General features: G+C 54.7%; 22 protein-coding genes. 9 read left to right on the top strand and 13 right to left on the bottom strand.

Annotation, left to right across the window (positions count from 1 at the left end; genetic code table 11):
* Nucleotides 1-101 precede the first annotated feature (101 nt).
* Both JFY74_15960 and JFY74_15955 read left to right on the top strand, forming a co-directional pair.
* A complete protein-coding gene (locus JFY74_15960; protein QQG27566.1) occupies nt 102-1,040 on the top strand; it encodes an ABC transporter ATP-binding protein in 939 nt (312 codons plus the stop codon).
* Nucleotides 1,037-1,807: an ABC transporter permease gene (locus JFY74_15955; protein QQG27565.1), complete on the top strand. Its 771-nt coding sequence runs from the start codon at nt 1,037-1,039 to the stop codon at nt 1,805-1,807. Before JFY74_15960 ends, JFY74_15955 begins: the two co-directional genes overlap by 4 nt.
* A 54-nt stretch (nt 1,808-1,861) precedes the next feature.
* Here the strand turns inward: JFY74_15955 and panD are convergent, their stop codons facing one another.
* From panD to thpR, 9 genes are all read right to left on the bottom strand, one after another.
* Nucleotides 1,862-2,242 carry an aspartate 1-decarboxylase gene (panD, locus tag JFY74_15950; protein ID QQG27564.1) on the bottom strand — a complete coding sequence of 127 codons (381 nt, stop codon included), beginning with the start codon at nt 2,240-2,242 and terminating at the stop codon, nt 1,862-1,864.
* 17 nt (nt 2,243-2,259) lie between these two features.
* Nucleotides 2,260-3,114 (bottom strand): pantoate--beta-alanine ligase, encoded by an 855-nt coding sequence (gene panC / locus JFY74_15945; GenBank protein QQG27563.1) that lies wholly within the window; start codon nt 3,112-3,114, stop codon nt 2,260-2,262.
* Between the two features lie 335 nt (nt 3,115-3,449).
* Nucleotides 3,450-4,247, bottom strand: coding sequence for a 3-methyl-2-oxobutanoate hydroxymethyltransferase (gene panB, locus JFY74_15940; protein QQG27562.1), 798 nt, complete (start codon nt 4,245-4,247; stop codon nt 3,450-3,452).
* 144 nt (nt 4,248-4,391) lie between these two features.
* Complete coding sequence (gene folK, locus JFY74_15935; protein ID QQG27561.1) at nt 4,392-4,898, bottom strand: 2-amino-4-hydroxy-6-hydroxymethyldihydropteridine diphosphokinase; 507 nt, start codon at nt 4,896-4,898, stop codon at nt 4,392-4,394.
* On the bottom strand, nt 4,898-6,337 hold the full coding sequence (gene pcnB, locus JFY74_15930; protein ID QQG30562.1) for a polynucleotide adenylyltransferase PcnB: 1,440 nt from the start codon (nt 6,335-6,337) through the stop codon (nt 4,898-4,900). The genes folK and pcnB overlap by 1 nt, the downstream gene beginning before the upstream one ends.
* Before the next feature lie 112 nt (nt 6,338-6,449).
* Complete coding sequence (gene gluQRS, locus JFY74_15925) at nt 6,450-7,397, bottom strand: tRNA glutamyl-Q(34) synthetase GluQRS (GenBank protein QQG30561.1); 948 nt, start codon at nt 7,395-7,397, stop codon at nt 6,450-6,452.
* A 185-nt stretch (nt 7,398-7,582) separates the two neighbouring features.
* Complete coding sequence (gene dksA, locus JFY74_15920) at nt 7,583-8,038, bottom strand: RNA polymerase-binding protein DksA (protein QQG27560.1); 456 nt, start codon at nt 8,036-8,038, stop codon at nt 7,583-7,585.
* A 303-nt stretch (nt 8,039-8,341) separates the two neighbouring features.
* Entirely contained in the window at nt 8,342-9,046 is a 705-nt protein-coding gene (gene sfsA / locus JFY74_15915; protein QQG27559.1) for a DNA/RNA nuclease SfsA, read from the bottom strand.
* Between the two features lie 34 nt (nt 9,047-9,080).
* Entirely contained in the window at nt 9,081-9,611 is a 531-nt protein-coding gene (thpR, locus tag JFY74_15910) for an RNA 2',3'-cyclic phosphodiesterase (GenBank protein QQG27558.1), read from the bottom strand.
* Nucleotides 9,612-9,703: 92 nt separating this feature from the next.
* On the opposite strand from thpR, the gene hrpB reads away from it, so the two are divergent.
* From hrpB to fhuB, 5 genes are all read left to right on the top strand, one after another.
* On the top strand, nt 9,704-12,166 hold the full coding sequence (gene hrpB / locus JFY74_15905) for an ATP-dependent helicase HrpB (protein QQG27557.1): 2,463 nt from the start codon (nt 9,704-9,706) through the stop codon (nt 12,164-12,166).
* 102 nt (nt 12,167-12,268) lie between these two features.
* Nucleotides 12,269-14,746, top strand: a complete 2,478-nt coding sequence (gene mrcB / locus JFY74_15900) for a bifunctional glycosyl transferase/transpeptidase (GenBank protein ID QQG27556.1) — start codon at nt 12,269-12,271, stop codon at nt 14,744-14,746.
* Nucleotides 14,747-15,425: 679 nt separating this feature from the next.
* Nucleotides 15,426-16,223 carry a Fe3+-hydroxamate ABC transporter ATP-binding protein FhuC gene (gene fhuC, locus JFY74_15895; protein QQG27555.1) on the top strand — a complete coding sequence of 266 codons (798 nt, stop codon included), beginning with the start codon at nt 15,426-15,428 and terminating at the stop codon, nt 16,221-16,223.
* Nucleotides 16,224-16,239: 16 nt separating this feature from the next.
* A complete protein-coding gene (gene fhuD / locus JFY74_15890) occupies nt 16,240-17,166 on the top strand; it encodes a Fe(3+)-hydroxamate ABC transporter substrate-binding protein FhuD (GenBank protein QQG27554.1) in 927 nt (308 codons plus the stop codon).
* Nucleotides 17,159-19,177, top strand: a complete 2,019-nt coding sequence (gene fhuB / locus JFY74_15885; protein QQG27553.1) for a Fe(3+)-hydroxamate ABC transporter permease FhuB — start codon at nt 17,159-17,161, stop codon at nt 19,175-19,177. The genes fhuD and fhuB overlap by 8 nt, the downstream gene beginning before the upstream one ends.
* 42 nt (nt 19,178-19,219) lie before the next feature.
* Here the strand turns inward: fhuB and JFY74_15880 are convergent, their stop codons facing one another.
* Nucleotides 19,220-19,810, bottom strand: coding sequence for a LysE family translocator (locus tag JFY74_15880; protein ID QQG27552.1), 591 nt, complete (start codon nt 19,808-19,810; stop codon nt 19,220-19,222).
* Between the two features lie 136 nt (nt 19,811-19,946).
* Here JFY74_15880 and JFY74_15875 point away from each other — a divergent pair, with 136 nt between their 5' ends.
* Nucleotides 19,947-21,410: a PLP-dependent aminotransferase family protein gene (locus JFY74_15875; GenBank protein ID QQG27551.1), complete on the top strand. Its 1,464-nt coding sequence runs from the start codon at nt 19,947-19,949 to the stop codon at nt 21,408-21,410.
* A 14-nt stretch (nt 21,411-21,424) separates the two neighbouring features.
* Here the strand turns inward: JFY74_15875 and JFY74_15870 are convergent, their stop codons facing one another.
* On the bottom strand, nt 21,425-22,048 hold the full coding sequence (locus tag JFY74_15870) for a glutathione S-transferase (protein QQG27550.1): 624 nt from the start codon (nt 22,046-22,048) through the stop codon (nt 21,425-21,427).
* A 158-nt stretch (nt 22,049-22,206) separates the two neighbouring features.
* Nucleotides 22,207-23,487 (bottom strand): glutamate-1-semialdehyde 2,1-aminomutase, encoded by a 1,281-nt coding sequence (hemL, locus tag JFY74_15865; protein QQG27549.1) that lies wholly within the window; start codon nt 23,485-23,487, stop codon nt 22,207-22,209.
* A gap of 391 nt (nt 23,488-23,878) precedes the next feature.
* On the opposite strand from hemL, the gene erpA reads away from it, so the two are divergent.
* On the top strand, nt 23,879-24,226 hold the full coding sequence (erpA, locus tag JFY74_15860; GenBank protein ID QQG27548.1) for an iron-sulfur cluster insertion protein ErpA: 348 nt from the start codon (nt 23,879-23,881) through the stop codon (nt 24,224-24,226).
* Nucleotides 24,227-24,375: 149 nt separating this feature from the next.
* Here the strand turns inward: erpA and JFY74_15855 are convergent, their stop codons facing one another.
* On the bottom strand, nt 24,376-24,654 hold the full coding sequence (locus JFY74_15855) for a hypothetical protein (protein QQG27547.1): 279 nt from the start codon (nt 24,652-24,654) through the stop codon (nt 24,376-24,378).
* Nucleotides 24,655-24,684 lie beyond the last annotated feature (30 nt).

The following is a 24,684-nucleotide window of genomic DNA, read 5'->3' as shown; positions in this document are numbered from 1 at the left end:
AAAACGTTAACGTTTTGTCCTGAAACTTGAATTATTTAGAGTATATATTTGTCACACTTTGAATCTGTAGAACTCACTGATAATAAGGCAATCCATTTCTTATGACATATGCACTGGAACTGGCGCAACTAACCAAAACCTATTCGGGAGGCGTCAAAGCGCTACGGGGGATCGACCTGAACGTGGAAGCGGGGGATTTCTATGCGCTTCTGGGGCCAAATGGCGCGGGAAAATCGACCACGATTGGGATTATCAGCTCGCTGGTGAATAAAACGGCCGGTAAAGTTCGCGTCTTCGGCTATGACCTTGAGCTGGACAAAGTGAATGCGAAACGCCAACTGGGGTTGGTCCCGCAGGAATTTAACTTCAATCCCTTTGAAACGGTATTACAGATTGTGGTTAATCAGGCTGGCTATTATGGCGTGAAACGTCAGGACGCGTTGCAGCGTGCCGAAAAATACCTGAAACAGCTGGATCTGTGGGAGAAACGTAACGAAAAAGCGATGATGTTGTCCGGCGGGATGAAGCGCCGCCTGATGATTGCGCGTGCGTTAATGCATGAGCCTAAGCTGCTGATTCTTGATGAACCGACTGCGGGCGTGGATATCGAATTACGTCGTTCCATGTGGGGTTTTTTGAAAGAACTGAACGCGCAGGGTACCACGATTATCCTGACGACGCACTATCTGGAAGAAGCGGAAATGCTGTGTCGCAACATTGGGATCATTCAGCGGGGTGAGCTGGTGGAGAACACCTCGATGAAGCAGCTTCTTGCTCAGCTTAAGTCAGAAACGTTTATTTTCGATCTGGCGGCGAAAAGCCCGCTGCCACAGCTTGAAGGCTATGCGTTCCGCCTGATGGATACGTCAACGCTGGAAGTTGATGTGATGCGCGAGCAAGGTCTGAACGCGTTATTCAGCCAGCTAAGCGCACAGGGGATAACGATATTAAGTATGCGTAATAAAGCGAACCGGTTGGAAGAGCTGTTTGTCACGTTGGTTAATGGGGACGGGACGAACGGTAAGGGAGAAAAGGCATGATGCACTTGTATTGGGTAGCACTACAGAGTATCTGGGTGAAAGAAGTCACTCGATTTGGGCGTATCTGGATTCAGACGCTGGTGCCGCCTGTGATCACCATGACGCTGTATTTCATTATTTTTGGCAACCTGATCGGCTCACGTATTGGGGAAATGCATGGTTTTACCTACATGCAGTTTATCGTGCCGGGTCTGATCATGATGGCGGTGATTACCAACGCCTATGCCAACGTGGCTTCTTCCTTTTTCAGCGCCAAATTTCAACGCAATATTGAAGAACTACTGGTCGCGCCTGTTCCGACCCATGTGATTATTGCGGGTTACATTGGCGGCGGGATCGCGCGTGGCCTGTGTGTTGGGGTTTTGGTGACGGCGGTGTCGCTGTTTTTCGTCCCGCTGCATGTTCATGCCTGGTGGATCATCGTTCTGACGCTGTTGCTGACGGCGACGCTGTTCTCGCTGGCGGGCTTATTGAATGCGGTCTTTGCGAAAACGTTTGATGATATCAGCCTGATTCCGACATTTGTGTTAACGCCGCTGACCTATCTGGGTGGGGTGTTTTACTCGCTGACGCTGCTGCCGTCGTTCTGGCAGGCCGTTTCCAAGCTGAACCCGGTGGTGTACATGATCAGCGGCTTCCGCTACGGTTTCCTCGGGATTCAGGATGTACCGTTGCTGTTCACAATGTCGGTGCTGATTGCCTTTATCGTGGTGTTTTATCTGCTGGTCTGGTGGCTGATTGAGCGCGGTCGCGGGTTACGGACGTAGTGTGTACACTCTGTAAATGAAAAGGCGGTGGTAACACCGCCTTTTGCTTAGCGATCAGGCGACCTGAACCGGAATCGCTTTTGCCTGACGTTGCAGCTCGTTATCGCCAGAGAAATAGGCGACCTTCGGGCTGTGGCTTCTGGCCTGCTCGTCGGACATCTGCACATAGGAGCAGATAATCAGTTTGTCGCCCACGCAGGCAAGGCGAGCAGCGGCACCGTTCACGGAGATAATACGTGAGCCTCTTTCGCCCGCAATGGCGTAGGTCGAGAAACGCTGACCGTTATCAACGTTGTAGATATCAATCGCTTCGTATTCCAGAATGCCAGCGGCATCCATAAAATCCTGATCGATGGCGCAAGAGCCTTCATAATGCAAGTCGGCCTGAGTCACTTTGACCCGGTGCAGCTTGCCTTGCAGCATGGTACGTATCATCGCTTTGTTACCTCGGTTCATACAGTCAAATCGACCTGGTGGTTATCAATCAATCTGGCCTTGCCTAACCAGGCAGCCATCAAAATCACTGCTCGTGTGCTGGCCGCGTTCAGCGGTTGCAATGTATCAGCATCGCGGATAAACAGTTCATCAGGCGTAAAGCCCGCTTCACGCAGCTTGTCTGCCGCCTGTTCCAGCAATGTGTCTATCTGACGATCGCCGTTGTCCAACTGTGTCGCCATGTCCATCATCACCTGATAAACATGCGGTGCCCGCTGGCGTTCTTCCGCACTGAGATACCCATTACGTGAACTCAATGCCAAACCGTCTTTTGCACGCACGATTGGGACACCAATAATATCAATGTCATAGCCCATATCGCGGACAAGCTGCCGAATCAGCGCTAGCTGCTGGTAATCTTTCTCGCCGAAGCAGGCGACATCCGGCTGTACCAGATTGAACAACTTGCTGACGATGGTCGCAACGCCCCGGAAATGACCGGGACGGCTGGCACCTTCCAATAGGGAAGACAGGCCGGGCACATCGACAAACGTTTGCGACTCTAGTCCATTTGGGTATATCACATCTGGGCTTGGTGCGAAAACCAGATCGGCACCGCGGCGATTCAATTTCTCGCAGTCTTCCTGCAACGTCCGGGGGTAGCGGGCTAAATCATCTGGCCGCTCAAACTGCATAGGATTGACAAAAACGCTGACAATAACGATATCGGCACGCGCTCTGGCTTCATCGACCAGCGTCATGTGCCCGTCATGCAAATTACCCATGGTAGGAACTAAAGCAATGCGTTTCCCTTCCTGACGCCAGCGACGGATTTCGCGGCGCAGCAGCAGAGGGGTTTCGATTATTAACACACTCGTACTCCTAAAAATATACCCGTCATCCTTCAAGCTGCATGTGCGTTGGCTACGATACTCGGCCCACTTACGTGGACCTCGCCCCGTAGGGGCCGCTGCAAGCAGCGTTCAAATCTGCCTCTGGCAGATTTGTCAGTCACCCGAATCACTTACTCAAGTAAGCTCATCGGGATTCTTTCTCTTGCCGCGTTATTCGGCCTTATGGCCTCACCCCTGCGGGGTCAGCGCAAACGCTGTTCAAAAACGCTTTGCCGTTTTTGTCCTGCAACTCGAATTATTTAGGGTATAAGCCCGATTAACGGAATGCCCGTTTTTTAATGAAATGACTGTTCTTAATGAAACGAGTGCTCTTCGGCCGGGTAAATACCCTGTTCGACTTCTTGTGTATACAAACGCACTGCCGCGCGGATATCACCCCCGCTGGGTGCCAGGAAGTTCTTGGCAAACTTAGGCGTGTTGTCGCCGGTAATGCCGAAGGCATCATGCATGACCAGAATTTGTCCGTCGGTAACGTTGCCTGCGCCAATACCGATCACCGGAATCGACAGCGCTTCCGTTACGCGTTTCGCCAGCGCGACAGGCACGCATTCCAGCACAAGCAGTTGCGCTCCGGCTTCTTCAAGCGCAAGGGCATCGGCCAGCAGTTGATTGGCATCGCTTTCGCTCCGGCCCTGAATTTTATAGCCGCCGAAGATGTTAACGGACTGCGGCGTCAGACCCAGATGACCGCACACCGGCACGGCACGTTCGGTCAGCATTTTTACCGTCGGGGCAAGCCAGCTTCCTCCTTCCAGCTTCACCATATTCGCACCGGCACGCATCAGTTCTGCGGCCTGGCTGAATGTTTGTTCTGGCGTGGCATAGGTCATAAAAGGCATGTCGGAGAGAACCAGCGCCAGCGGTGCGCCACGGCGGACGCACCGCGTGTGGTAAACAATATCGTTTGTGGTCACGGGCAAGGTGGAATCGTGACCCTGTACGGTCATTCCCAGTGAGTCACCTACCAGCATCATGCGGATCCCTTGCTCGAAAAATAGGCGAGAGAAACTGGCGTCGTAAGCAGTAATCGTAGCGAATTTTCGCTGCTCTTGTTTCCATTGGCGCAAGTGGGAGATAGTCGTTGGTTTCATGACGGTCTTCCTATGTCAATAGGGCGAAGAATTGAGGGGGATATTCTAATGTAAGCCGACGTGTAGCGATATACCCGTCGCGCTTCAAGTTGCAGATGGGGAGAATTATTAGTGGTCAGCTGTTCCGGTCAGCTTTTCGTCATCTCAGCGTTGATTATCCCACTTTCTATTATCCCATAAGGTCAGACCGTTGCGGTCGACATGAGTTAACCGCTGGGCGAGTGTTTCGCCGTCGGGGAACGTCAGTTCAGGGGCGATTTCCGCGAGCGGATAGAGCATGAATTCACGGTTCTTCATGTCGTAATGCGGCACGGCCAGTCGTTCAGTCTGAATGACGTCATCACCGAACAGCAGAATATCCAGATCTAACGTGCGTGGCCCCCAGCGATGTTCCTTACGCTCTCGGCCTTGTTCCAGCTCGATGGCCTGTGTGCGATCGAGCAGCGGCTCGGCGGCGAGCTCGGTTTCCAGTTCAACGACGGCGTTGAGATAGTCTGGTTGATCCTGCGGGCCAAGCGGGCGGCTACGATAAAATGAGGAGCAGCAAACGACGCGCGTATGTGGAATCGCATCTAGCGCAGACAATGCCGCGCGCACCTGTTGCAAAGGCTGGGCAAGATTGCTGCCCAGCGCCAGATACACGCGCGTCATTATGCTGGATCCCTACGTGCTGTTGTCGGTTTACGCGGTCGACGAGGGCGGGAACGGCGATGTGGCGTCGGGCCGTCATCCAGCGATTTCAGCATGTTTTGCTGACGTGGCGGTGCGGCAACCTGGAATTCACCCCACCACTGAGCCAGGCGCAGCAGCTCCTGATGGTTTTCGATTTCGGCACGCAGGCAAAGCAGGTCATACGCGGCGCGGAATTTAGGATGTTCCATCAGCTTATAAGCGCGTTTACCTTGACGGCGAGACAGTCGCGTTTGTAACTGCCAGATATCACGAACTAAAGAAGTAATGCGTTTAGGGATCGCCAGAGAACGGCACTGTTCATCCAGTACATCGTTCATCGCTAGCGAGAAGGCATCGAAGTAAGCCAGCCCGCTTTCTTGAGCCAATTTTTGCGCATGTTCAATCAGCGGATACCACAGCATGGCGGAAAACAAAAACGCCGGATTGACCCGCATGTCATTTTGCAGACGCTGATCGGTATTTTTCAGCACCTGTGCAACCATGCGTTCCAGCGTGGAATCGCCGTTTGGTGTGAAATAGCGACTCAGCATCGGGAAAAGCGGCTGGAACAGCTGGTATTCACACAGCATTTTATAGGTCGGGTAGCCATAGCCTGACTGAAGCAGCTTCAGCGACTCTTCAAACATGCGTGCCGCAGGGATATCGTGCAGCAATGAGGCCAGACGAGGAATCGGCTCAGCGGTTTCCGGGCTGACCGTCATGTTCAGCTTAGCGGCAAAACGGACGGCACGCAGCATGCGCACTGGGTCTTCACGGTAGCGTGTTTCAGGGTCGCCAATCATGCGAATGATACCCTGACGCAGATCGTTCAGGCCATCGGTGTAGTCACGTACGCTGAAATCAGAAATGCTGTAATAGAGGCTATTGATCGAGAAATCGCGGCGTTGGGCGTCTTCTTCAACTGAGCCAAAAATATTGTCGCGTAACAGCATGCCGCTTTGAGCCTGCTGAGAGGAATTCTTGGTTTCCTGCTGTTCTTGATGCTGCTCGTGGTGACCACGGAACGTGGCAACTTCAATCACCTCTGGCCCGAACATGATATGGGCGAGACGGAAACGACGCCCAACCAAACGGCAGTTGCGGAATAGCTTGCGCACCTGATCGGGCGTAGCGTTAGTGGTGATATCAAAATCCTTCGGCTTTTTGCCCAGTAGCAGATCGCGTACGCCGCCGCCAACCAGATAAGCCTCGTAGCCCGCTTTGTTCAGGCGATAAAGTACTTTCAGCGCGTTATCGCTGATGTCGCTGCGTGAAATAGTATGTTGGTCACGCGGGATGACGGTCAGATGCTGACGCGGTTCCTCTGATTCGACCATTTCGTTCTCACGATTCAGTACTTTACGACAAAAATTAGCAACTCGGGAAAAGATAATACACCTCGATAGTGATGGATAAATCAACGGCACAGCAAAAAATTTCTGGGAAACGTTTTTGACGTCGCCCCAGTGACGACCTGCAAATGTGACGGCCAAAGAGAGTGCGTCACTAAAAATAGCGGCTAATCATAGCTCACCAATGCCCCTTTGAGAATGCCGATGTGATCGTGGATGGGTTTATTGCCGCCTGTAGCGGGACAATATCAAGGGACCAGTGCGCGACAGACCAGGCCAGAAGGGTGGAAAGCGTCATATCCTGACCGTTCTCCGGCAGCGGTTGGTTCAAGAATTGCAGTGCAGCCAGCAGCACGGGACGCGGATCGCTATTCGGTAGCGCGGGTGCATGATTCTGCTTGGAAAGCTTATTTCCCTCGGTATTCAGCACCAGCGGCAGATGAACGTAGGTAGGAATCGCGTAGCTCAACTGCTGATAGAGCGAAATTTGCCGCACTGTCGGTTCGATCAGATCGGCACCGCGCACGATCTCCGTAATACCCTGATCGTTATCGTCGATCACGACGGCCAGATTATAGGCAAACAGCCCATCGCGGCGGTGGATAATAAAATCTTCCTGCGCGAGTGCCGTGTCGGCATACAGCTCGCCACGCAATTTATCGTGAAAGCGAAATACTGGCGTTGTCTGGCGCAGGCGTAGTGCGGCGTTATCGGGCGGCAGATTACGCGTCCAACAATAGCCGTCATAGTGCCCACCCAACTGTTGAATACGGCTACGCGTACAGGTGCAGTAGTAGCTCATGCCCTGTTGTTGAAGCTGCTGAATAATTTCGCGGTAACGCGCATGCCGCTTTGACTGGTACATCACGTCACCGTCCCAGTGAAGGCCGTAATGGTCTAATTGTGCAAGGATACGGGAGGCGGCGCCGGGAATTTCCCGTGGCGGATCGATGTCTTCAATACGTACCAGCCAGCGCCCTTGTTGGGAACGAGCTTGCAGATAACTACCCAGTGCGGCGATCAGTGAGCCAAAATGCAGGTCACCAGAGGGAGAGGGGGCAAAACGCCCGACATAGCGAACGGTGTCAGTAGTGTGATTAGCTTCAGGAAAGTTATTAGTTTCAATAAAACTATTGGTTCCGGGAAAGCGATTGGTTTCAGTAAAACAAACAGTTCCAAACATAGATGGTGGATGCTATCTCGTCAGTATTTTATCCAGACAAAAGACAGAGTGATGAACATAACTTATCAGCGGTAAATGAACCGCAATCAGCCCCTGCGAGTAGCAGGAGCCGATTCTGAGCGGGAAGACTATCCTGCCATCTGCTTTTCGCGTATCTCTGCCAGTGTTTTGCAGTCGATACACAGATCGGCGGTCGGACGTGCTTCCAGACGGCGGATGCCAATCTCTACGCCACAGGATTCGCAGAACCCGAAATCCTCATCTTCGATTTTCACCAGAGTTTTGGCGATTTTCTTGATCAGTTTGCGCTCACGGTCACGGTTACGTAGTTCGAGACTGAACTCTTCTTCCTGCGCAGCACGATCCACGGGATCGGGGAAATTAGCGGCTTCATCGCGCATATGCGATACAGTTCGATCCACTTCATCCATGAGTTGGTTGCGCCATGCTTCAAGAATACGCTTGAAATGAGCCAACTGAGCGTCGTTCATATACTCTTCGCCCGGCTTCTCCTGGTACGGCTCTACTCCGGCAATTGCGAGAATGCTCAGAGAAGATGTCTTACGGTTTTGCCCTTCTTGCATGTTGCTTCTCCTACATAAACACGACACGCATAATACCCTTTTATGCAGTGAAGTTGCGGCGCTGTTAGCCATAACTTCAGCTATCTGGGTATATCGACCCCCAAAGGGGGAAAAAACAGGCCGCTATAAATAGCAGATGGAGATGGGGTTGGCAATGCTTCCTGACACCGGCCTGATATAAGTGTGAGGAGTAATCTGCTTACACAAGCATAAGTATTAAATGCTAAACAGTGCCTTAATAACCCCATAAGAATAAATGATTCCTTTCATCTTTGAGTTGGCATGTTATGACATGCTTTTACTTCATTCCAACAACGGTAGCTTGTGTGTCAATTTAATACCGTCAGGGCATAATGTGGAGCCGTAACATAAAATTTCAACCCCTGTCTGTTGTGCTTCAATAAATAATTCCGCATAGCGTGAATCAATATGCTGGGCGGGAGAAACCTGCTGGATGCCTGAATGGAGCACGGCGAAAAAGAGCACTGCTCGCTTTCCATTGGAAACCATCTGTTGCAGTTCACGCAGATGCTTCTGCCCTCTGAGGGTAACCGCATCGGGAAAGTAACCACATTCATGTTGCAATAATGTGACAGATTTCACCTCAATATAGCAGTCAATCTTGCCCTGCGCCTGTAAAAGCAGGTCAACTCGGCTATTTTCCATACCGTATTTCACTTCTGTTTTTACGACTGGGTAGCCCGCCAGCTCCTCTATACGATTTTCCAATAAGGCTTCGTACAATAATGTGTTGGCACGCAGAGTATTGACACAAATCCAGTGATTTTGTTGTGTTTCAGTCAGTTCCCAGCTGTGTGGATACTTACGCTTAGGGTTATCGGACGTTGAGTACCAGACGGTATCGCCGGGCGTGGCACAACCTGTCATCGCACCGGTATTGGCACAGTGCAGCGTGAGTTCCTCGCCTTCTGGGGTTACGACATCGGCCAAAAAACGTTTGTAACGTTTAATCAACCGGGCGGGTTGTAAGCGTGGGGTATAGTCCATGTGTATCCTGTTTTTTGTTTATCCACTCGACTACTTATTTAATAAATGACCAGCTTTCCAACTGCTGATAGCGGGTTTTACCATTATCGAAAAGTGACTCGTAAAGTGAAAAGTGCGTCATGTCGACCTGCCAGCTAAAGGTGGCGGGGGGAATCGCAACGGGGCGGGTCGCGCCACGTAATAGCGTAATGTGTGGGTGAAACGGCAAGGCCGTTTGATAGCAGCCGTTGCGCGCGGCCTGAGAACGCAGCAGTTCCGCCAACTGTAACAGCCCACGCGGTGCACGACGGCAGCCCAGCCAGACCACGCCGGGACGCGGCCAGTGTCCAGCGTCATTCAGCGTAAGGGAAAAGGCGGGCTGATGGATGCGGCCCGCCAATGTCTGCAAGACCTGCGCTTTTTGCTCGCTGACATCGCCCAAAAATGCCAGCGTTAGATGAAGATTCGCGGAGGCGACCGGACGACCCGCTTCCAGAGGGAAGTGTTCGGCACGCCAGCGGATAATCTCTTGCTGTGTGGCTTCTGGCAGTGATAAGGCAAAAAACAGGCGGCGGGTGGCTGACATGGCGATCTCTCTGTTCTGATTCCATCAGATGCTGCATTCATCCAGATGCTACAATGCTCGCCGCTGAAAGTTAACCTTATACGGAGATGTCTGTGATTTTACCGCCCGTCAGCGCCGTGCTGGATGATGTGATAACGGCGCTACATACCGCGCCTCAGGTGCTGCTTAATGCGCCAACGGGGGCAGGGAAATCGACCTGGCTGCCGTTGCAGTTGCTACAACAGGGCAATGTGAACGGGCGCATCATCATGCTGGAGCCACGCCGTCTGGCGGCAAAGAGCGTGGCTTGGAGGCTGGCGCAGCAGCTAGGGGAAGAACCGGGGAAAACCATAGGCTATCGCATGCGGTCGGAAAGCTGCGTGAGTGACGCAACGAGGCTGGAAGTCGTCACCGAAGGCATGCTGACTCGTTTACTGCAACAGGATGCGGAACTGCAAGGCGTGGCGCTAATCATCCTTGATGAATTTCACGAGCGCAGCGTGCAGGCCGATTTAGCATTGGCGCTGTTGCTCGATGTGCAACAAGGGCTACGTGAAGACTTAAAGCTGCTGATTATGTCCGCGACGCTCGACAATGCACGGCTGGCGGCGCTGTTGCCGGACGCCGTCTGCGTGGTTTCCGAAGGTCGCAGCTATCCGGTAGAGCGGTGTTATGCGCCATTGAACAATCAGGAGCGTTTTGAAGAAGGCGTTGCGCGACAGGTGCGGCGTTTGCTCAGCGAAGAAGCCGGTTCGCTGTTGCTGTTTTTGCCCGGCGTCGCGGAAATTCGCCGTGTGCAGGCGCTGCTGGAAAATAGCGTGTCAAGCGAGACAGATCTTTGTCCTTTATATGGTGCATTGACGCTGGCGGAGCAGCAAAAGGCGATTCTGCCTGCGGAATCGGGTCGTCGTAAGGTGGTGTTAGCCACCAATATTGCCGAAACCAGCCTGACGATTGAAGGGATCCGGCTGGTGATGGATAGCGGCCTTGAGCGCGTAGCCAGCTTTGATGTGAAAAGCGGTGTCACCCGACTAGTGACGCAGCGAACCAGCCAAGCGTCGATGGTGCAGCGCGCCGGGCGTGCTGGACGTTTAAGCTCCGGCATATGCTGGCATCTGTGCTCGCGTGAACAAGCAGAGCGCGCGGCGGCGCAGAGTGAAGCTGAGATATTGAACAGTGATTTAAGCAGCATTTGGCTGGATTTATTACAGTGGGGCTGCACTGATGTGGCGCAGTTAACCTGGCTGGATACGCCGCCAGCCTCTGCGCTTTATGCTGCACGTCAACTGCTGTGCCAGCTTGGTATTACCGATGAGCAGGATAGGTTAACCGCCGAGGGGCGGAAGATCGCCGCGTTAGGCTGCGATGCCCGATTGGCGACGATGCTGTATGCCGCATCACAGCAAAGTTCAGATGCGTTGGCCACGGCTGGATGTCTGGCAGCGATACTCGAAGAGCCGCCGCGTAGCGGGTCGATCAATCTGGCTGATTGGCTACATCGCCCATTGCCACACTGGTTGCGGCGGGCAAAACAGCTGACGCGTCGTTTATCGACGACCTCGGGACGCATTGACGGCGGGGAAGCCGACTGGCTGTTGGCGCAGGCTTTCCCCGACCGCATCGCCCGGCGGCGTAGTCAGGATGGGCGCTACCAGCTTGCTAACGGCAGCGGCGCGATGATGTCGCCTGATGAGGCGCTGTCAGGTACGGAGTGGCTGCTGACCCCAGCGTTGCTACAGAACGATCGATTAGTGCAAAACAAGCAAAGCGCAGAGGCACGGATCCTGCTGGCGTTGCCGCTGGATATTGAACGTCTGGAACGGCGGCTACCTGGATTAATAAATGAACGTAACGTGGTGCACTGGGACGAAGAAAAGGGTACTCTGCGCGCCAGCCAGCGCGACCAGATAGGTTGTCTGACTCTGCGAACGCGTCCGCTGAATAAGCCTTCCGATGAAGCACTACAGCAGGCGATGTTATCCTGGATTCGGGAGCAGGGGATGGATGCATTAAACTGGGATGCAGCAGCGTTGCAGCTACGCGCCCGGCTACAGTGTGCGCACCAGTGGTTGCCTGAGCTTGACTGGCCGCGAGTGGACGATGAAGCGCTGCTGGCAACGCTGGAAGTCTGGTTACTGCCGTCACTTGCTGGCGTGCGTGATTTACGTGCGCTGCACCAGATCAATTCGAGTGATGCGCTGTTGCGACTGTTGGACTGGTCGCTGCGCCAGCGGCTGGATAGCGCATTGCCCACGCACTATACTGCCCCCGGCGGCAGTCGCTTGCCTATCGCCTATTATGACGATAAGCCACCGGTGCTGTCGGTGCGGATGCAAGAAATGTTCGGTGAGCAGCAGAGCCCGCTGCTGGCGGAAGGGCGTGTGGCGTTGGTATTGGAACTTTTGTCACCCGCACAGCGTCCACTACAGATTACGCGAGATTTAGCGGCATTCTGGCAAGGCACCTACCGCGACGTGCAAAAAGAGATGAAGGGACGTTACCCCAAGCATGTCTGGCCGGACGATCCGGCAAATACGGCTCCGACGAGACGTACCAAGAAATATCAGAATCACTAATTTCAGACGTTTCCGCTTTCCCAAAAAAGGGGCTGGAAACAGAGTAGGCGGCTTGAGCGCAGAGCAGATAGCCGTGAACAACCTGATGGAGAAGTTATTGTAATGTCTCGGGATGACCGCGAACCTATCGGGCGCAAAGGGAGAGCGCCAAAACGTAAGCCTGAACGCAAGCAGGCCATACGCCGTCGCAGGGATGACGACTATGATGATGAAGACTATGACGATTATCAGGACGACTATGACGATGATGACGACGACGGCGATGACTCTATGACGCGTAAATCGCAGAGAAGACGGCGCTGGCTGGGGCTGGCGATCAAGCTGTTCCTGATCTTTGCCGTGGCGATGGCGATCTATGGTGTGTATCTCGACAGCCAGATTCGTAGCCGTATTGAAGGCAAAGTCTGGCAGTTGCCTGCTGCCGTCTATGGCCGCATGGTTAACCTTGAGCCGGGCATGGCCTATAGCCAGAAAGAGATGATCAGTCTGCTGGAAGGCATGCAATACCGTCAGGTGAGCCGCATTACCCGTCCGGGTGAATTCAGCGTGCGTGGCAACAGCATTGATATGCTGCGCCGTCCGTTTGACTTCCCTGATGGAAAAGAAGGGCAGATTCAGGCGCGCCTAATGTTTGCCAACGATCGTCTGTCGCAGATCCAGAATCTGGACAACCAGCGTAACTTCGGCTTTTTCCGTCTCGATCCGAAACTGATCACCATGATGCAGTCGCCGAATGGCGAACAGCGTTTGTTCGTGCCGCGTGCCGGTTTCCCCGATCTGCTGGTTGATACGCTGGTCGCGACCGAAGACCGTCATTTTTATGAGCACGATGGTATCAGCCTGTACTCCATTGGCCGTGCGTTCTTAGCGAACATCACGGCGGGGCGCGCGGTACAGGGCGGCAGTACGCTGACGCAGCAGTTGGTTAAGAACCTGTTCCTGACCAACGAGCGTTCGCTGTGGCGTAAAGCTAACGAAGCCTATATGGCGCTGATCATGGATTATCGCTACAGCAAGGATCGTATCCTTGAGCTGTATCTGAACGAAGTGTATCTCGGTCAGAGCGGTAACGATCAGATCCGCGGTTTTCCGCTTGCCAGCCTGTATTACTTTGGTCGTCCGGTAAATGAACTGAGCCTCGATCAGCAGGCGCTGCTGGTGGGTATGGTGAAAGGGGCGTCGCTGTATAACCCGTGGCGTAACCCACAGATTACGTTAGAGCGACGCAATCTGGTGCTGCGTCTGTTGCAGAATCAGCAAGTTATTGATGCCGATCTGTACAACATGCTGAGCGCGCGCCCATTGGGCGTACAGCCGAAAGGCGGCGTCATCAGCCCTCAGCCGGCGTTTATGCAACTGGTGCGTCAGGAACTGCAACAGCGGCTTGGCGACAAGGTTAACGATCTCTCCGGCGTGAAGATCTTTACCACGCTCGATCCGGTCTCGCAGGATGCGGCGGAAAAAGCGGTGGAAGTCGGGGTTCCGGCACTGCGTGCTGGTCGTAACGTCAGCGATCTGGAAGCGGCGATGGTGATTGTCGATCGCTTCAGCGGCGAAGTTCGCGCAGTGGTTGGCGGTGCTCAAACGCAGTATGCCGGGTTTAACCGTGCGCTACAGGCGCGTCGTCCTGTCGGATCGCTGGCGAAGCCGCCGACCTACCTGACCGCGCTGAGCCAGCCGGACACCTATCGTCTGAATACCCTGCTGGCGGATGAACCGCTGTCGATCAAGCAGTCTAACGGACAGCTATGGCAGCCGAAGAACTACGATCGTGAGTTCCGTGGCCGCGTCATGCTGGTCGATGCGCTGGCGAACTCGCTGAACGTGCCGACCGTCAATCTGGGGATGGCCGTGGGGCTGAATCAGATCACGGAAACGTTGAAGCGTTTAGGGATTCCTGAAAACGTGATCCAGCCTGTACCGGCGATGCTGCTGGGGGCGATCAGTCTGACGCCGATGGAAGTCGCGCAGGAGTATCAGACGATCGCCAGCGGCGGTAATCGCGCACCGCTTTCCTCACTGCGTTCGGTGATTGCGGAAGATGGCACGGTGCTGTATCAGAGCTTCCCGCAGGCGGAACGCGCGGTTCCGGCGCAGGCGGCTTATCTGACGCTGTATGGCATGCAGCAGGTTGTTGAACGCGGTACGTCGCGTTCGCTGGCGGTGAAATTCCCGAATTATCATCTGGCAGCGAAAACCGGTACGACTAACGACCTGCGTGACAGCTGGTTTGCTGGGATCGACGGTAAAGAAGTGGCGATTAGCTGGGTAGGGCGCGATAACAACGGCCCGGCCAAGCTGACGGGGGCGAACGGTGCGCTGACAATTTATCGTCGCTATCTGGAGAACCAAACGCCGCTGCCGTTGATGCTGACGCCGCCGGAAGGCATTACGACCATGACGGTAGATGCCAGCGGTAACTTTATCTGCAACGGCAGCAGTGCTGGGCGCGTATTGCCAGTCTGGACGGATAATCCGCAGGCGCTGTGTCAGGCTAGCCAGCCGCAGCCTTCAGCGCAGCAGGACCAGCAAAATGGAGAAGGCGTCGCTGACTGGATCAAAGAAATGTTTGGTCAATAAATGCTTATCACTACCCCGGTTAATCTATTGTCTCTTATAGACAAAGACTGGGGGATCACGGGTTTTGTCGTTATCCGGCGTAAAAAATTATGCTGAGGAGATAGCAGGCTTAGGATGAGCCGCATGGACGCGGTGAAAGCTTGCGCCACGTCGGACAAAAACGTCAAAGACGTTTTTGAACAGCACTTGTGCTGGCCCGAAGAGTGAGCTCCATTTATGGGGCGAGTAAACGTGTCGCAAGCGGTCCGTTAAGCCTGATACCGACGAAGGAACCGCGTCAGCGGCATAATTTCCGCCAAAAGCCTCGGGGTCACGGGGCGAGCGGCGCTTAAGCCGCCCCGTGTCGGGCGCGTGCTACGAGGTAGCATGAAAATGACGGTATTATCGCGCACGAAACCGCCTCAACAGTGGCATAAAAATGTGACTAAGAGGCTGAGTTAATCTGGGGGCATTTGTTGCCCCTGCTATTTTGGGACGATCACCACGCCCTGTCAGAGACCACTTTTCCTGCCGGAACACTCTAGCGCTGACAGGTAAAAGTCTTGCGATTGGCATTCCGTTGCGCCTATCATGCTGCCTTTATCGTAATCATTATCGTTCTCTTTTAGACCGACGATTACGGAAATAGTGAATTCTGCTCACCCCTTTCCTTCGGTGACATTAAAAAACCAAAAGCGCTATGCAAAATCAAACAGTACTGCCTGACACTACCTTCAGACTGGACGACGTCAGCTTTTCCGTCGCCGGGCGCACGCTGCTACATCCGTTATCGATCACGTTTCCCGTGGGGAAAGTGTGTGGGCTGATCGGGCACAATGGCTCAGGCAAATCGACATTGCTGAAAATTCTGGGTCGCCATCAGTCCGCCAGCAGCGGAACCGCATTGTTGGGTGAACAGGCGACCGGAAGCTGGGACAGTAAATTGTTCGCCCGTCAGGTGGCTTATTTACCGCAGCAGCTTCCCGCTGCCGAAGGGATGACCGTGCGTGAGCTGGTTGCTGTGGGGCGCTACCCGTGGCACGGCGCATTAGGCCGTTTCGGCAGCGCCGATCGGGAAAAGGTCGAAGAAGCCATCACGCTGGTGGGATTAAAGCCGTTTGCTAACCGTCTGGTGGATAGCCTGTCCGGCGGGGAACGGCAGCGAGCCTGGCTGGCGATGACGGTGGCACAGGACAGCCGCTGCCTGCTGTTGGATGAACCGACCTCCGCACTGGATATTGCGCATCAGGTTGAGGTGCTGTCGCTGATTCAGCGTATGGGCCGCGAGCGCGGCATCACCGTCATTGCGGTGTTGCATGATATCAACATGGCTGCGCGCTACTGCGATCATCTGGTGGCGTTGCGCGGCGGGAAAATGATTGCGCAGGGTGAGCCTGTCGCGCTCATGCAAGGGGACGTGCTGGAAAATATCTACGGCATTCCCATGGGCATTCTGCCTCATCCGGCGGGTGGCGCGCCGGTCAGCTTTGTTTGTTAACTCGGTTTTCCTGCTCATGATGCCTGAATTTTCTTCTTCTCCATCCTCTCCCGATCCGCTACGCCGTCGTTTGCTGACGGCGCTGCTATTGTCCCCGCTGGTTTATTCTGCGGCGAGCCGGGGAGCCACTGCCACATTTCCCGATTTAAATCGCATTGTGGCGCTGGAGTGGTTGCCTGTTGAACTGCTTCTGGCGTTGGGCATCACGCCCTTCGCGATTGCGGATAAACATAACTACAACCTATGGGTGAAAGAGCCCGCGCTGCCTGAATCGGTGATTGATGTGGGGCTGCGTACCGAGCCCAATCTGGAATTGCTGACGCAGATTCGCCCGTCTCTGATTCTTTACTCTGAAGGCTACGGCCCTTCGGTCGCGAAAATGTCCCGTATTTCTCCGCTGCTGGGCTTTGGTTTCAGCAACGAACAGGGAAAACCGCTGACGTCGGCACAGGCCTCGGTCATGAAACTGGCCGAGGCGCTCAATATGAAAGCGACTGGCGAGCAGCACCTGACGGAGCTGGCGCAGTTTCTCCAGCAGGAAAAAATCACACTCCAGCCTTACACCCAGCGGCCTCTGTTGCTCATCACGCTGGTCGACAGCCGCCATGTGTTGGTGATCGGCAAGAACAGCCTTTTTCAGGAAGTGATGGATCATATCGGAATCGAGAATGCCTGGCGCAGCGAAACCAGCTTCTGGGGCAGTACGATTGTCGGCATTGAGAGCCTGGCAGAAATCGGCGATGCCAACGTACTCTGCTTCGAACACGGCGATAGCGCCACACTTGACCAGCTTGAAAATAATCCGCTCTGGCAGGCCATGCCGTTTGTGCGTAATCAGCGTTTGCAACGTGTGCCAGCCGTCTGGCTGTATGGCGGAACGCTCTCGGCGATGCGCTTCTGTCGCGTATTGAATCAGGCACTGGAGGCGAGAACGCATGCCTAATTCTCTGTCTGCCGTGCACAAGCGTGCTGTGCATCCGCTGGTGCTTCCTGTTGTTTTAATCGGTTTTCTGCTGTTCGTGATTCTGGGGATGGGCAGCTACAATTTGCAGCAGCAATTGCCTGTATCGCAGTGGCTTCAGGGGCTGACACAGCCCGCCTTGAACAATATGCAGCAGCTTCTGTTTCATTACAGTTTGTTGCCACGCATGGTACTGGCGCTGCTGATTGGTGCGGGACTGGGGTTGTGTGGCGTGCTGTTCCAACAGGTCTTGCGTAATCCGCTAGCTGAGCCATCAACGCTAGGGATTGCCACGGGTGCACAGCTCGGCATCACGGTGGTAACGCTATTGGCGCTGCCCGGTGGCGTATGGATCCAACAGGCTGCTGCGATGATTGGGGCGCTGGTGGTTGGCGCGCTGGTGTTTGGCGTCGCCTGGGGCAAGCGGTTATCGCCGGTGACGCTGATACTGGCGGGGCTGGTGCTGAGTTTCTACTGTAGCGCGGTCAATCAGCTGCTGGTGCTTTTCCATCATGAGCAGCTTCAGGGCTTGTTCCTGTGGAGCAGCGGCGTGTTGAACCAACAGGACTGGAGCAATGTGCAGTTTGTTCTCCCGCGTCTTCTGGTGTGTTTCTGTCTGGCGCTGTTGTTGATTCGCCCGTTAACCCTGCTGGGACTGGATGACGGTGTTGCACGTAATCTGGGGCTTGGGCTGTCACTGGCACGTCTGAGTGCGCTTGGGTTGGGAATTTTTCTGTGTGCCCAGTTGGTGAATGCGGCGGGCATTATCGGTTTTATCGGCCTGTTTGCGCCGCTGCTGGCGAAAATGCTTGGCGCACGGCGGTTACTTCATCGTCTTTTATTCGCGCCGTTGCTCGGGGCGTTGCTGCTCGGCGTTGCCGATCAGGGCGTTATCTGGCTGAGCCGCGTGTGGCTTGACGTCCCAACGGGGGCCGCGACGGCGCTGATTGGCGCGCCGCTGTTACTGTGGCTGCTGCCGCGCCTGCGTAATAGCGGTCAGCCCGCTCTGGTCGACAGCAATACCACGCCGACGGCTGAGCGTCGCCTGTGGGGAACGTGGCTGGTACTTGGCGTCATGCTGCTGGGAATGGTGGTGATTACGGCGCTGATGTTAGGGAAAGATGCGGAGGGCTGGCAGTGGGGCGGTGGCGATGTGTTAACGCAGTTGCTCTCATGGCGCTGGCCTCGGGTGCTGGCGGCGCTAACTGCCGGGGTGATGCTGGCGGTGGCGGGAACGCTAATACAGAAGCTGACGGGCAACCCGATGGGGAGCCCGGAAGTGCTGGGGATTAGCTCCGGTGCCTCGTTTGGCGTCATTATTTTGCTGTTCTTCATTCCCGGCAATGCCTTGGTGTGGCTGCTTCCGGCCGGTAGCGCGGGTGCGGCGTTAACGCTGCTGGTCATGGTGATTATCGCCGGTCGCGGTGGGTTCTCCACGCAGCGTATGTTGTTGGCGGGGATTGCGCTCAGTATGGCGTTCTCCACCGTGATTGCGCTTCTGTTAGCCAGTGGCGATCCGCGTATGGGAACGGTGCTGACCTGGCTGTCGGGCTCAACCTATGCGGTCGAACCGACTGACGCGATACGCACGGCGGTGATTGCGGTTCTGCTGCTGTTGATCGTCCCGCTCTGTCAGCGCTGGCTGCGTATTTTGCCACTGGGTACGACAACGGCCAGATCGCTTGGCGTGGCTGTCACGCCAGTCCGTTTGCTGGTGTTGCTGCTGGCATCGGTACTGACCGCGATGGCAACCCTGATGGTTGGGCCGATGAGCTTTGTGGGCTTAATGGCACCGCATATGGCGAGGATGCTAGGTTTTAACCGCGTGTTGCCGCAAATTGCCAGCTCTGCGCTGATTGGTGGGGCACTGATGGTGGTTGCTGACTGGTTTGGCCGGATGATCCTCTTTCCGGCGCAGATCCCGGCAGGTCTGCTCGCGACGTTTATCGGTGCGCCTTACTTTGTTTATCTATTGCGTAAGCAGGTGAGATAACGCGGGCGTCGGCGGGGAGGGAAGCCCGCCGAAGTCGTATGATTAACCCGTGACGTTGATGGCTTCGACCAGCATCCAGAAGGTGGTGAGCACCAGAGAAAGCGCCATGATGCCGTTGAAGGCTTTCAGTTTCCACGGCTCCTGAAGATGTTTACCGATGCGATCGCCGAGTAGTGCCCAGACTAAAATACAGGGCAGATTGAGCGCCATAAAGGCGACTACCGTGGTGAAAAGGCCGCCGCTGGCGGCATAAAGCAGCGCGATGTTGCTGGACATCAGCCAGGCTTTCGGATTCACCGCCTGAAATAGCGTCCCTTGCAGTACGGTCATCGGCTGTACTCGCCCTTGTAATTCCGGTGCAGATGAGCGCACGATTTTCCACGATAGCCAAAGTAGATAAACACACCCCAGCACCGTGAGCGGGAGGCGAATCATGCTCATCCAGCTCAGTAGAAGCTCCAATGCCACCCCCATCAGCGCCGTTTGTATCCCACAGCCAACGGAAATGCCCATCATCATTGGCAAGGTTCGACGCAGGCCAAAATTGACGCCTGACGTCGCCAGCAGCAGATTATTGGGCCCCGGCGTGATCGACATGACGGTGACGTAGCTGAAAAAAGAAGGGTCGAGCATGGTGTTATCCTGATGATGGGGTGAGAACACTATGGTAGGCAGAAAAAAGAAATGGTTACAGATACACAAAATGATTATTGTTATGGGTACAAAGTGCATTAATCGTTAACTGTACTCATTGGCTGGCGGGGGAACTGTGTCCATCATCATCGACTCACAAGAAAGTACGCTGTATCAACAGCTCGCGGAAACCTTCGCCACGGCTATTCATCAAGGAACGTTAGCGCCGGGAAGTCGCCTGCCTTCTATTCGTCGCGTTGCCGGATCGCATCAGGTAAGTGTGAACACGGTATTAAATGCCTGGCGTATTCTCGAAGATCGCGGGTTGATCGAAGCACGACCGCAGTCCGGCTACTTTGTGCGAGGACGTCTGCCGTCGCTGACGGAAAGTAAGCCCCACCGTGCGCAGGTGATTGTGCCGGGCAGTGAGCAACTGGATCTGATTGATACCGTTTTTGCTGCTCAGACGCACCCGGATTACATCAACATTTCTCTGGCGTGCCCGCAGCATGCCGATTTCTATCCGACCGAAAAGATCAGCCGTATTGCTGCTTCTTTGCTGCGGCGGCAGCCTGAACTGATTGGTCGCTATGCGTTGCCGCCAGGCAGTGAACGGTTGCGGCGTGAAGTGGCGCGGCGAGCGATGGATTTGGGTATGTCATTGACCCGCGAGGACATCACGATCACCCACGGCTGTATGGAAGCGCTACAGCTGGCGCTACGCACGGTCACGCAGCCGGGCGACTGTGTGGGCTTGGAAACGCCAACCTATTTTTATCTCTTTCCCCTGCTAGCCAGTCTGGGACTGAAAACGGTGGAGATTCCCACCGACCCGCAACGTGGCCTCGCGCTGGATGCGCTGGAGCTGCTGCTGTCAGAACAGCGATTACAGGCGATTATCGCCATGCCGAACGCGCAGAATCCGTTAGGGTGCAGCATGACGCTGGCGGATAAAAAGCGGCTGGCAAAGCTGGTGAACGATTATCAGGTGCCGCTGATCGAGGATGGCTTATACAGCGAGCTTCAGTTTACCTGGCCGCTGTCGCCGACGGTGAAAGCCTTCGATCGCGATGGCTGGGTGATCTACTGCTCCAGCTTCACGAAAACACTGGCGCCCGATTTCCGCATTGGCTGGATGGCATCGGGTCGTTTCCGTGCCAAAGTGGCGCGGCTGAAAGCGGTATCGTCAATGGCGGAATCGGCGCTGCTATCGGAAACACTGGCGCAGTTTCTGGAGTCCGGCGGTTACGATCACCATCTGCGCACGCTGCGCCGCCGCTATGCCGCGCAGATGGATGAGGCGCGCGGGCTGATTGCCCGGCATTTTCCGCAGGGGACACGCGCGACGCAGCCGCAGGGCGGTTTTGTCTTCTGGCTGGAGTTACCGGGCGGCGTGGATGGCGTTGAGCTATTTCATCGTCTGCTGCAAGAGAAGATTTGCGTCACGCCCGGCGAGCTCTATACGCTGAGCGGCCGCTGTAAGCACGCGCTTCGGCTATCGTGCTGCTACCCGTTTGATGAACGCTACACGTATGCGCTTAAGCGCGCGGGGGCGCTGGCCTGTGAGATGAGCGGTATCGATCCGGGTAGCGCAGAGTAGTGTTATGAGTAGCTTTATGGCGTGCCGTTGCGTCCCCAGGTCAGGTAGCCTGCGCGTGCGCTTAAGCGCTCATAGTAGGTGCGGACGGCGGGATAGTCCGTGTGTTCCAGCGGCGTTTCATACCAGCGGTTCACCGATAGCCCGATGGGAATATCGGCCAGCGTAAACGCGTTTCCTGCGATGTAGTGGCCGGTTCGCTCCAACTGCTGATTCAAAATGCCCATGGTGCGTGACCAAAGCGTGCAGGATGCTGCCAAGAGCGTCGGATCCTGATGCGCGGGAGACTGGCGTACCAGCGACATAAAGGCGTAACGCCATGAAGGATTGAGTTCGGAGGCCTGCCAGTCGATCCATTGGTCGATCGAAGCACGGCTACGCGGATCTTGCGGGTAGAGCCAGGCTCCGTCCTTCGCGTTGGCGAGGTAACGTATAATTGCGTTCGATTCCCACATGACAAAATCGTCGTCTTGAATCACCGGTATCATGGCATTAGGATTGAGCGCCAAAAACTCCGGTGACTGCGGTGATTTATAGCCTTCGCCCCAGTCTTCGCGGTGAAAGGGAATCGCCAACTCATCGCACAGCCACAGCACTTTCCGAACGTTGATCGACGACGTGCGCCCTAGAACCTTTAACATGACCTCTCCGCTATTTTCAGGAACATAGACTTACTCATAACCAATTTAAGAGGGCTTGTCATTCTCGAATGATAGCTTCGGTGAAAAAAGTAGGGGCGGGGGAGAAGGAGGAACGCGACGGCGTCAGTGTCAGTGAATGACGCCGTCGAGATACGCTTTTACAGGCGTGAGAAGCAGAGCTGTGCGGCTTCGATGGTGCGATCGATGTCCTGTGGCGTGTGTGCCAACGACATAAAGCCCGCTTCAAACGCGGACGGCGCGAGGTAAATTCCTTCTTCCAGCATCATATGGAAGAACAGCTTAAAGCGCTCGACGTCGCACTTCATCACATCCTGATAGCAGGTGACGCTCTCGGCATCCGTGAAGAACAGGCCGAACATGCCGCCCGCTTGATTCACCACCAGCGGGATATTTTCGGCTTGCGCGGCAGCTAGCAGGCCGTCAGCCAACTGATTGGTCAACGCGGTGAGCTTTTCGTGTACGCCGGGTTTCGCCACTTCGGTTAAACAGGCAAAGCCTGCGGCCATGGCAATCGGGTTGCCGGACAGCGTTCCCGCCTGATAAACCGGGCCGGTCGGTGCCAGCGCCTGCATGACTTCGCGTTTACCGCCGAATGCGCCGACTGGCATGCCGCCGCCGATGATTTTCCCCAGACAGGTCAGATCCGGCACCACGCCGTAGTGCGACTGCGCCCCCGCCAGTGCGACACGGAAGCCGGTCATCACTTCATCGATGATAAACAGGGCGCCAAACTCATCGCACAGGGCACGCAGGCCGGGCAGGAAATCTGGCAGCGGTGGAATACAGTTCATGTTGCCCGCGACAGGTTCAACAATGATCGCGGCGATCTCGTCAGGATATTGTTCAAATGCAGCGCGAACGGATGACAGATCGTTATAGACGCAGGTCAGCGTGTGACGGGCGAAATCGGCTGGAACGCCGGGAGAATTAGGCTGGCCCAATGTCAGTGCGCCGGAACCGGCTTTCACCAGCAGGCAGTCGGCGTGGCCGTGGTAGCAGCCTTCAAATTTGATGATTTTGTCGCGGTCCGTGTAACCACGCGCCAGTCGGATCGCGCTCATGGTCGCTTCCGTGCCGGAGTTGACCATCCGCACCATATCCATACTGGGCACCAACGAGGTGACCAGACGGGCCATCTGCACTTCCATTTCTGTCGGCGCGCCAAAGCTCAGGCCGCGTTCCGCTGCCGCGATTACCGCATCACGGATTGCCGGATGATTGTGACCCAGCACCATCGGACCCCACGAACCCACGTAATCAATGTACGCTTGATCGTCAGCATCGTAGAGATAAGCGCCATCAGCCCGTTCGATGAACAGCGGAGTACCGCCGACGCCGTTAAAAGCACGAACGGGTGAGTTCACTCCGCCGGGAATAAGTTGCTGTGCCGCAGCATACAGGCTTTCAGATTTGTTCATTACGCGGTCCTGACTGGTCTTGATCGTAAAATGTAGGGGTATTCTAATGAACTGACCGCCGTTATGAAATCGCTGTGCGGGTTTTCACTTGAAAACACATCGCATCATACCCACAGAGAGTACTGGCTGTGTGGTGTATGAGACGGCATAATGCGGCGATTATTTCAACAATCTACCCGTCATACTTCAAGTTGCATGTGTGTTGGCTTCCCTTACTCACCCCAGTCACTTACTTGAGTAAGCTCCAGGGGATTCGTGCGGTTGCCGCCTTCCTGAAACTCGAATTATTTAGGGTAGGGCTGTCAAATCTTGAACGTTTTCGCATACTGCCGGATAATAAGCGTATGAATATGGGTCTATCACCTGATAAGCCCTGAGTTGGGAGTAAAATATGAGCGATGATATAGCAGCACTGCCTCTGCAATTTACCGATGCGGCGGCAAGCAAGGTGAAAAACCTGATTGCTGATGAAGAAAACCCAGAGCTGAAACTGCGCGTGTATATCACGGGCGGCGGCTGTAGCGGTTTCCAGTATGGTTTTACCTTTGATGATCAAATCAACGACGGCGATATGACCATTGAGAAACAAGGTGTGGCGCTGGTGGTTGATCCGATGAGCCTGCAATATCTGGTTGGCGGTGCGGTGGACTATACCGAAGGGCTGGAAGGTTCTCGCTTTATCGTGACGAATCCGAATGCGAAATCCACCTGCGGCTGTGGTTCCTCTTTCAGCGTCTGATCCTGCATTGCGGTTATTCACCGACTAAAAAAATAAAAACCGTGTCTTGTTGCCGAGACACGGTTTTTTTATAGCAGACATTTTTTATCGCAGACAATAAGCCAATGATAGGAAGCGTTAAAAAAACACGCCCCCTGTTTTTACTGTGATTACCATTCGACCGTAATCAAACGCATTTCCGTACCCTGTGCGGTTTTTGCCGCAGAAGTCGAAAATTTTGTCTGATCGACCTGAATACGTGACTCAGTAATTTTAGGTTGTGGTACAGAGGCTACGTTACAATTCATTTGATATTGACCGGATTGAGGCGTTACGCCGCACGCCGGTAGTATCGTCAGTTGAGCGTTAATTTGCCCGCCCTGATTTCCTGCATATGCCGTGCTACAGGCCGCCATAAGTAAGCCCGCGTAAAGCAACGCATTTTTCATATTTAAAGCTACCTGGTGTCAAAGGAACCG

It is taken from the genome of Pectobacterium carotovorum, from assembly GCA_016415585.1.
Classification (GTDB): domain Bacteria; phylum Pseudomonadota; class Gammaproteobacteria; order Enterobacterales; family Enterobacteriaceae; genus Pectobacterium; species Pectobacterium carotovorum_K.
The sequence above is the reverse complement of the archived record's forward strand: the minus strand, read 5'-3'. Positions and strand labels throughout refer to the sequence as shown.

Bases quoted from the DNA above. Each gene is read 5' to 3' on its own strand.
- JFY74_15960 (QQG27566.1), top strand. From the start codon at position 102: ATGACATATGCACTGGAACTGGCGCAACTAACCAAAACCTATTCGGGA.
- JFY74_15955 (QQG27565.1), top strand. From the start codon at position 1,037: ATGATGCACTTGTATTGGGTAGCACTACAGAGTATCTGGGTGAAAGAA.
- panD (QQG27564.1), bottom strand. From the start codon at position 2,242: ATGATACGTACCATGCTGCAAGGCAAGCTGCACCGGGTCAAAGTGACT.
- panB (QQG27562.1), bottom strand. From the start codon at position 4,247: ATGAAACCAACGACTATCTCCCACTTGCGCCAATGGAAACAAGAGCAG.
- folK (QQG27561.1), bottom strand. From the start codon at position 4,898: ATGACGCGCGTGTATCTGGCGCTGGGCAGCAATCTTGCCCAGCCTTTG.
- dksA (QQG27560.1), bottom strand. From the start codon at position 8,038: ATGCAAGAAGGGCAAAACCGTAAGACATCTTCTCTGAGCATTCTCGCA.
- sfsA (QQG27559.1), bottom strand. From the start codon at position 9,046: ATGGACTATACCCCACGCTTACAACCCGCCCGGTTGATTAAACGTTAC.
- thpR (QQG27558.1), bottom strand. From the start codon at position 9,611: ATGTCAGCCACCCGCCGCCTGTTTTTTGCCTTATCACTGCCAGAAGCC.
- mrcB (QQG27556.1), top strand. From the start codon at position 12,269: ATGTCTCGGGATGACCGCGAACCTATCGGGCGCAAAGGGAGAGCGCCA.
- fhuC (QQG27555.1), top strand. From the start codon at position 15,426: ATGCAAAATCAAACAGTACTGCCTGACACTACCTTCAGACTGGACGAC.
- fhuD (QQG27554.1), top strand. From the start codon at position 16,240: ATGATGCCTGAATTTTCTTCTTCTCCATCCTCTCCCGATCCGCTACGC.
- fhuB (QQG27553.1), top strand. From the start codon at position 17,159: ATGCCTAATTCTCTGTCTGCCGTGCACAAGCGTGCTGTGCATCCGCTG.
- JFY74_15880 (QQG27552.1), bottom strand. From the start codon at position 19,810: ATGCTCGACCCTTCTTTTTTCAGCTACGTCACCGTCATGTCGATCACG.
- JFY74_15870 (QQG27550.1), bottom strand. From the start codon at position 22,048: ATGTTAAAGGTTCTAGGGCGCACGTCGTCGATCAACGTTCGGAAAGTG.
- hemL (QQG27549.1), bottom strand. From the start codon at position 23,487: ATGAACAAATCTGAAAGCCTGTATGCTGCGGCACAGCAACTTATTCCC.
- erpA (QQG27548.1), top strand. From the start codon at position 23,879: ATGAGCGATGATATAGCAGCACTGCCTCTGCAATTTACCGATGCGGCG.
- JFY74_15855 (QQG27547.1), bottom strand. From the start codon at position 24,654: ATGAAAAATGCGTTGCTTTACGCGGGCTTACTTATGGCGGCCTGTAGC.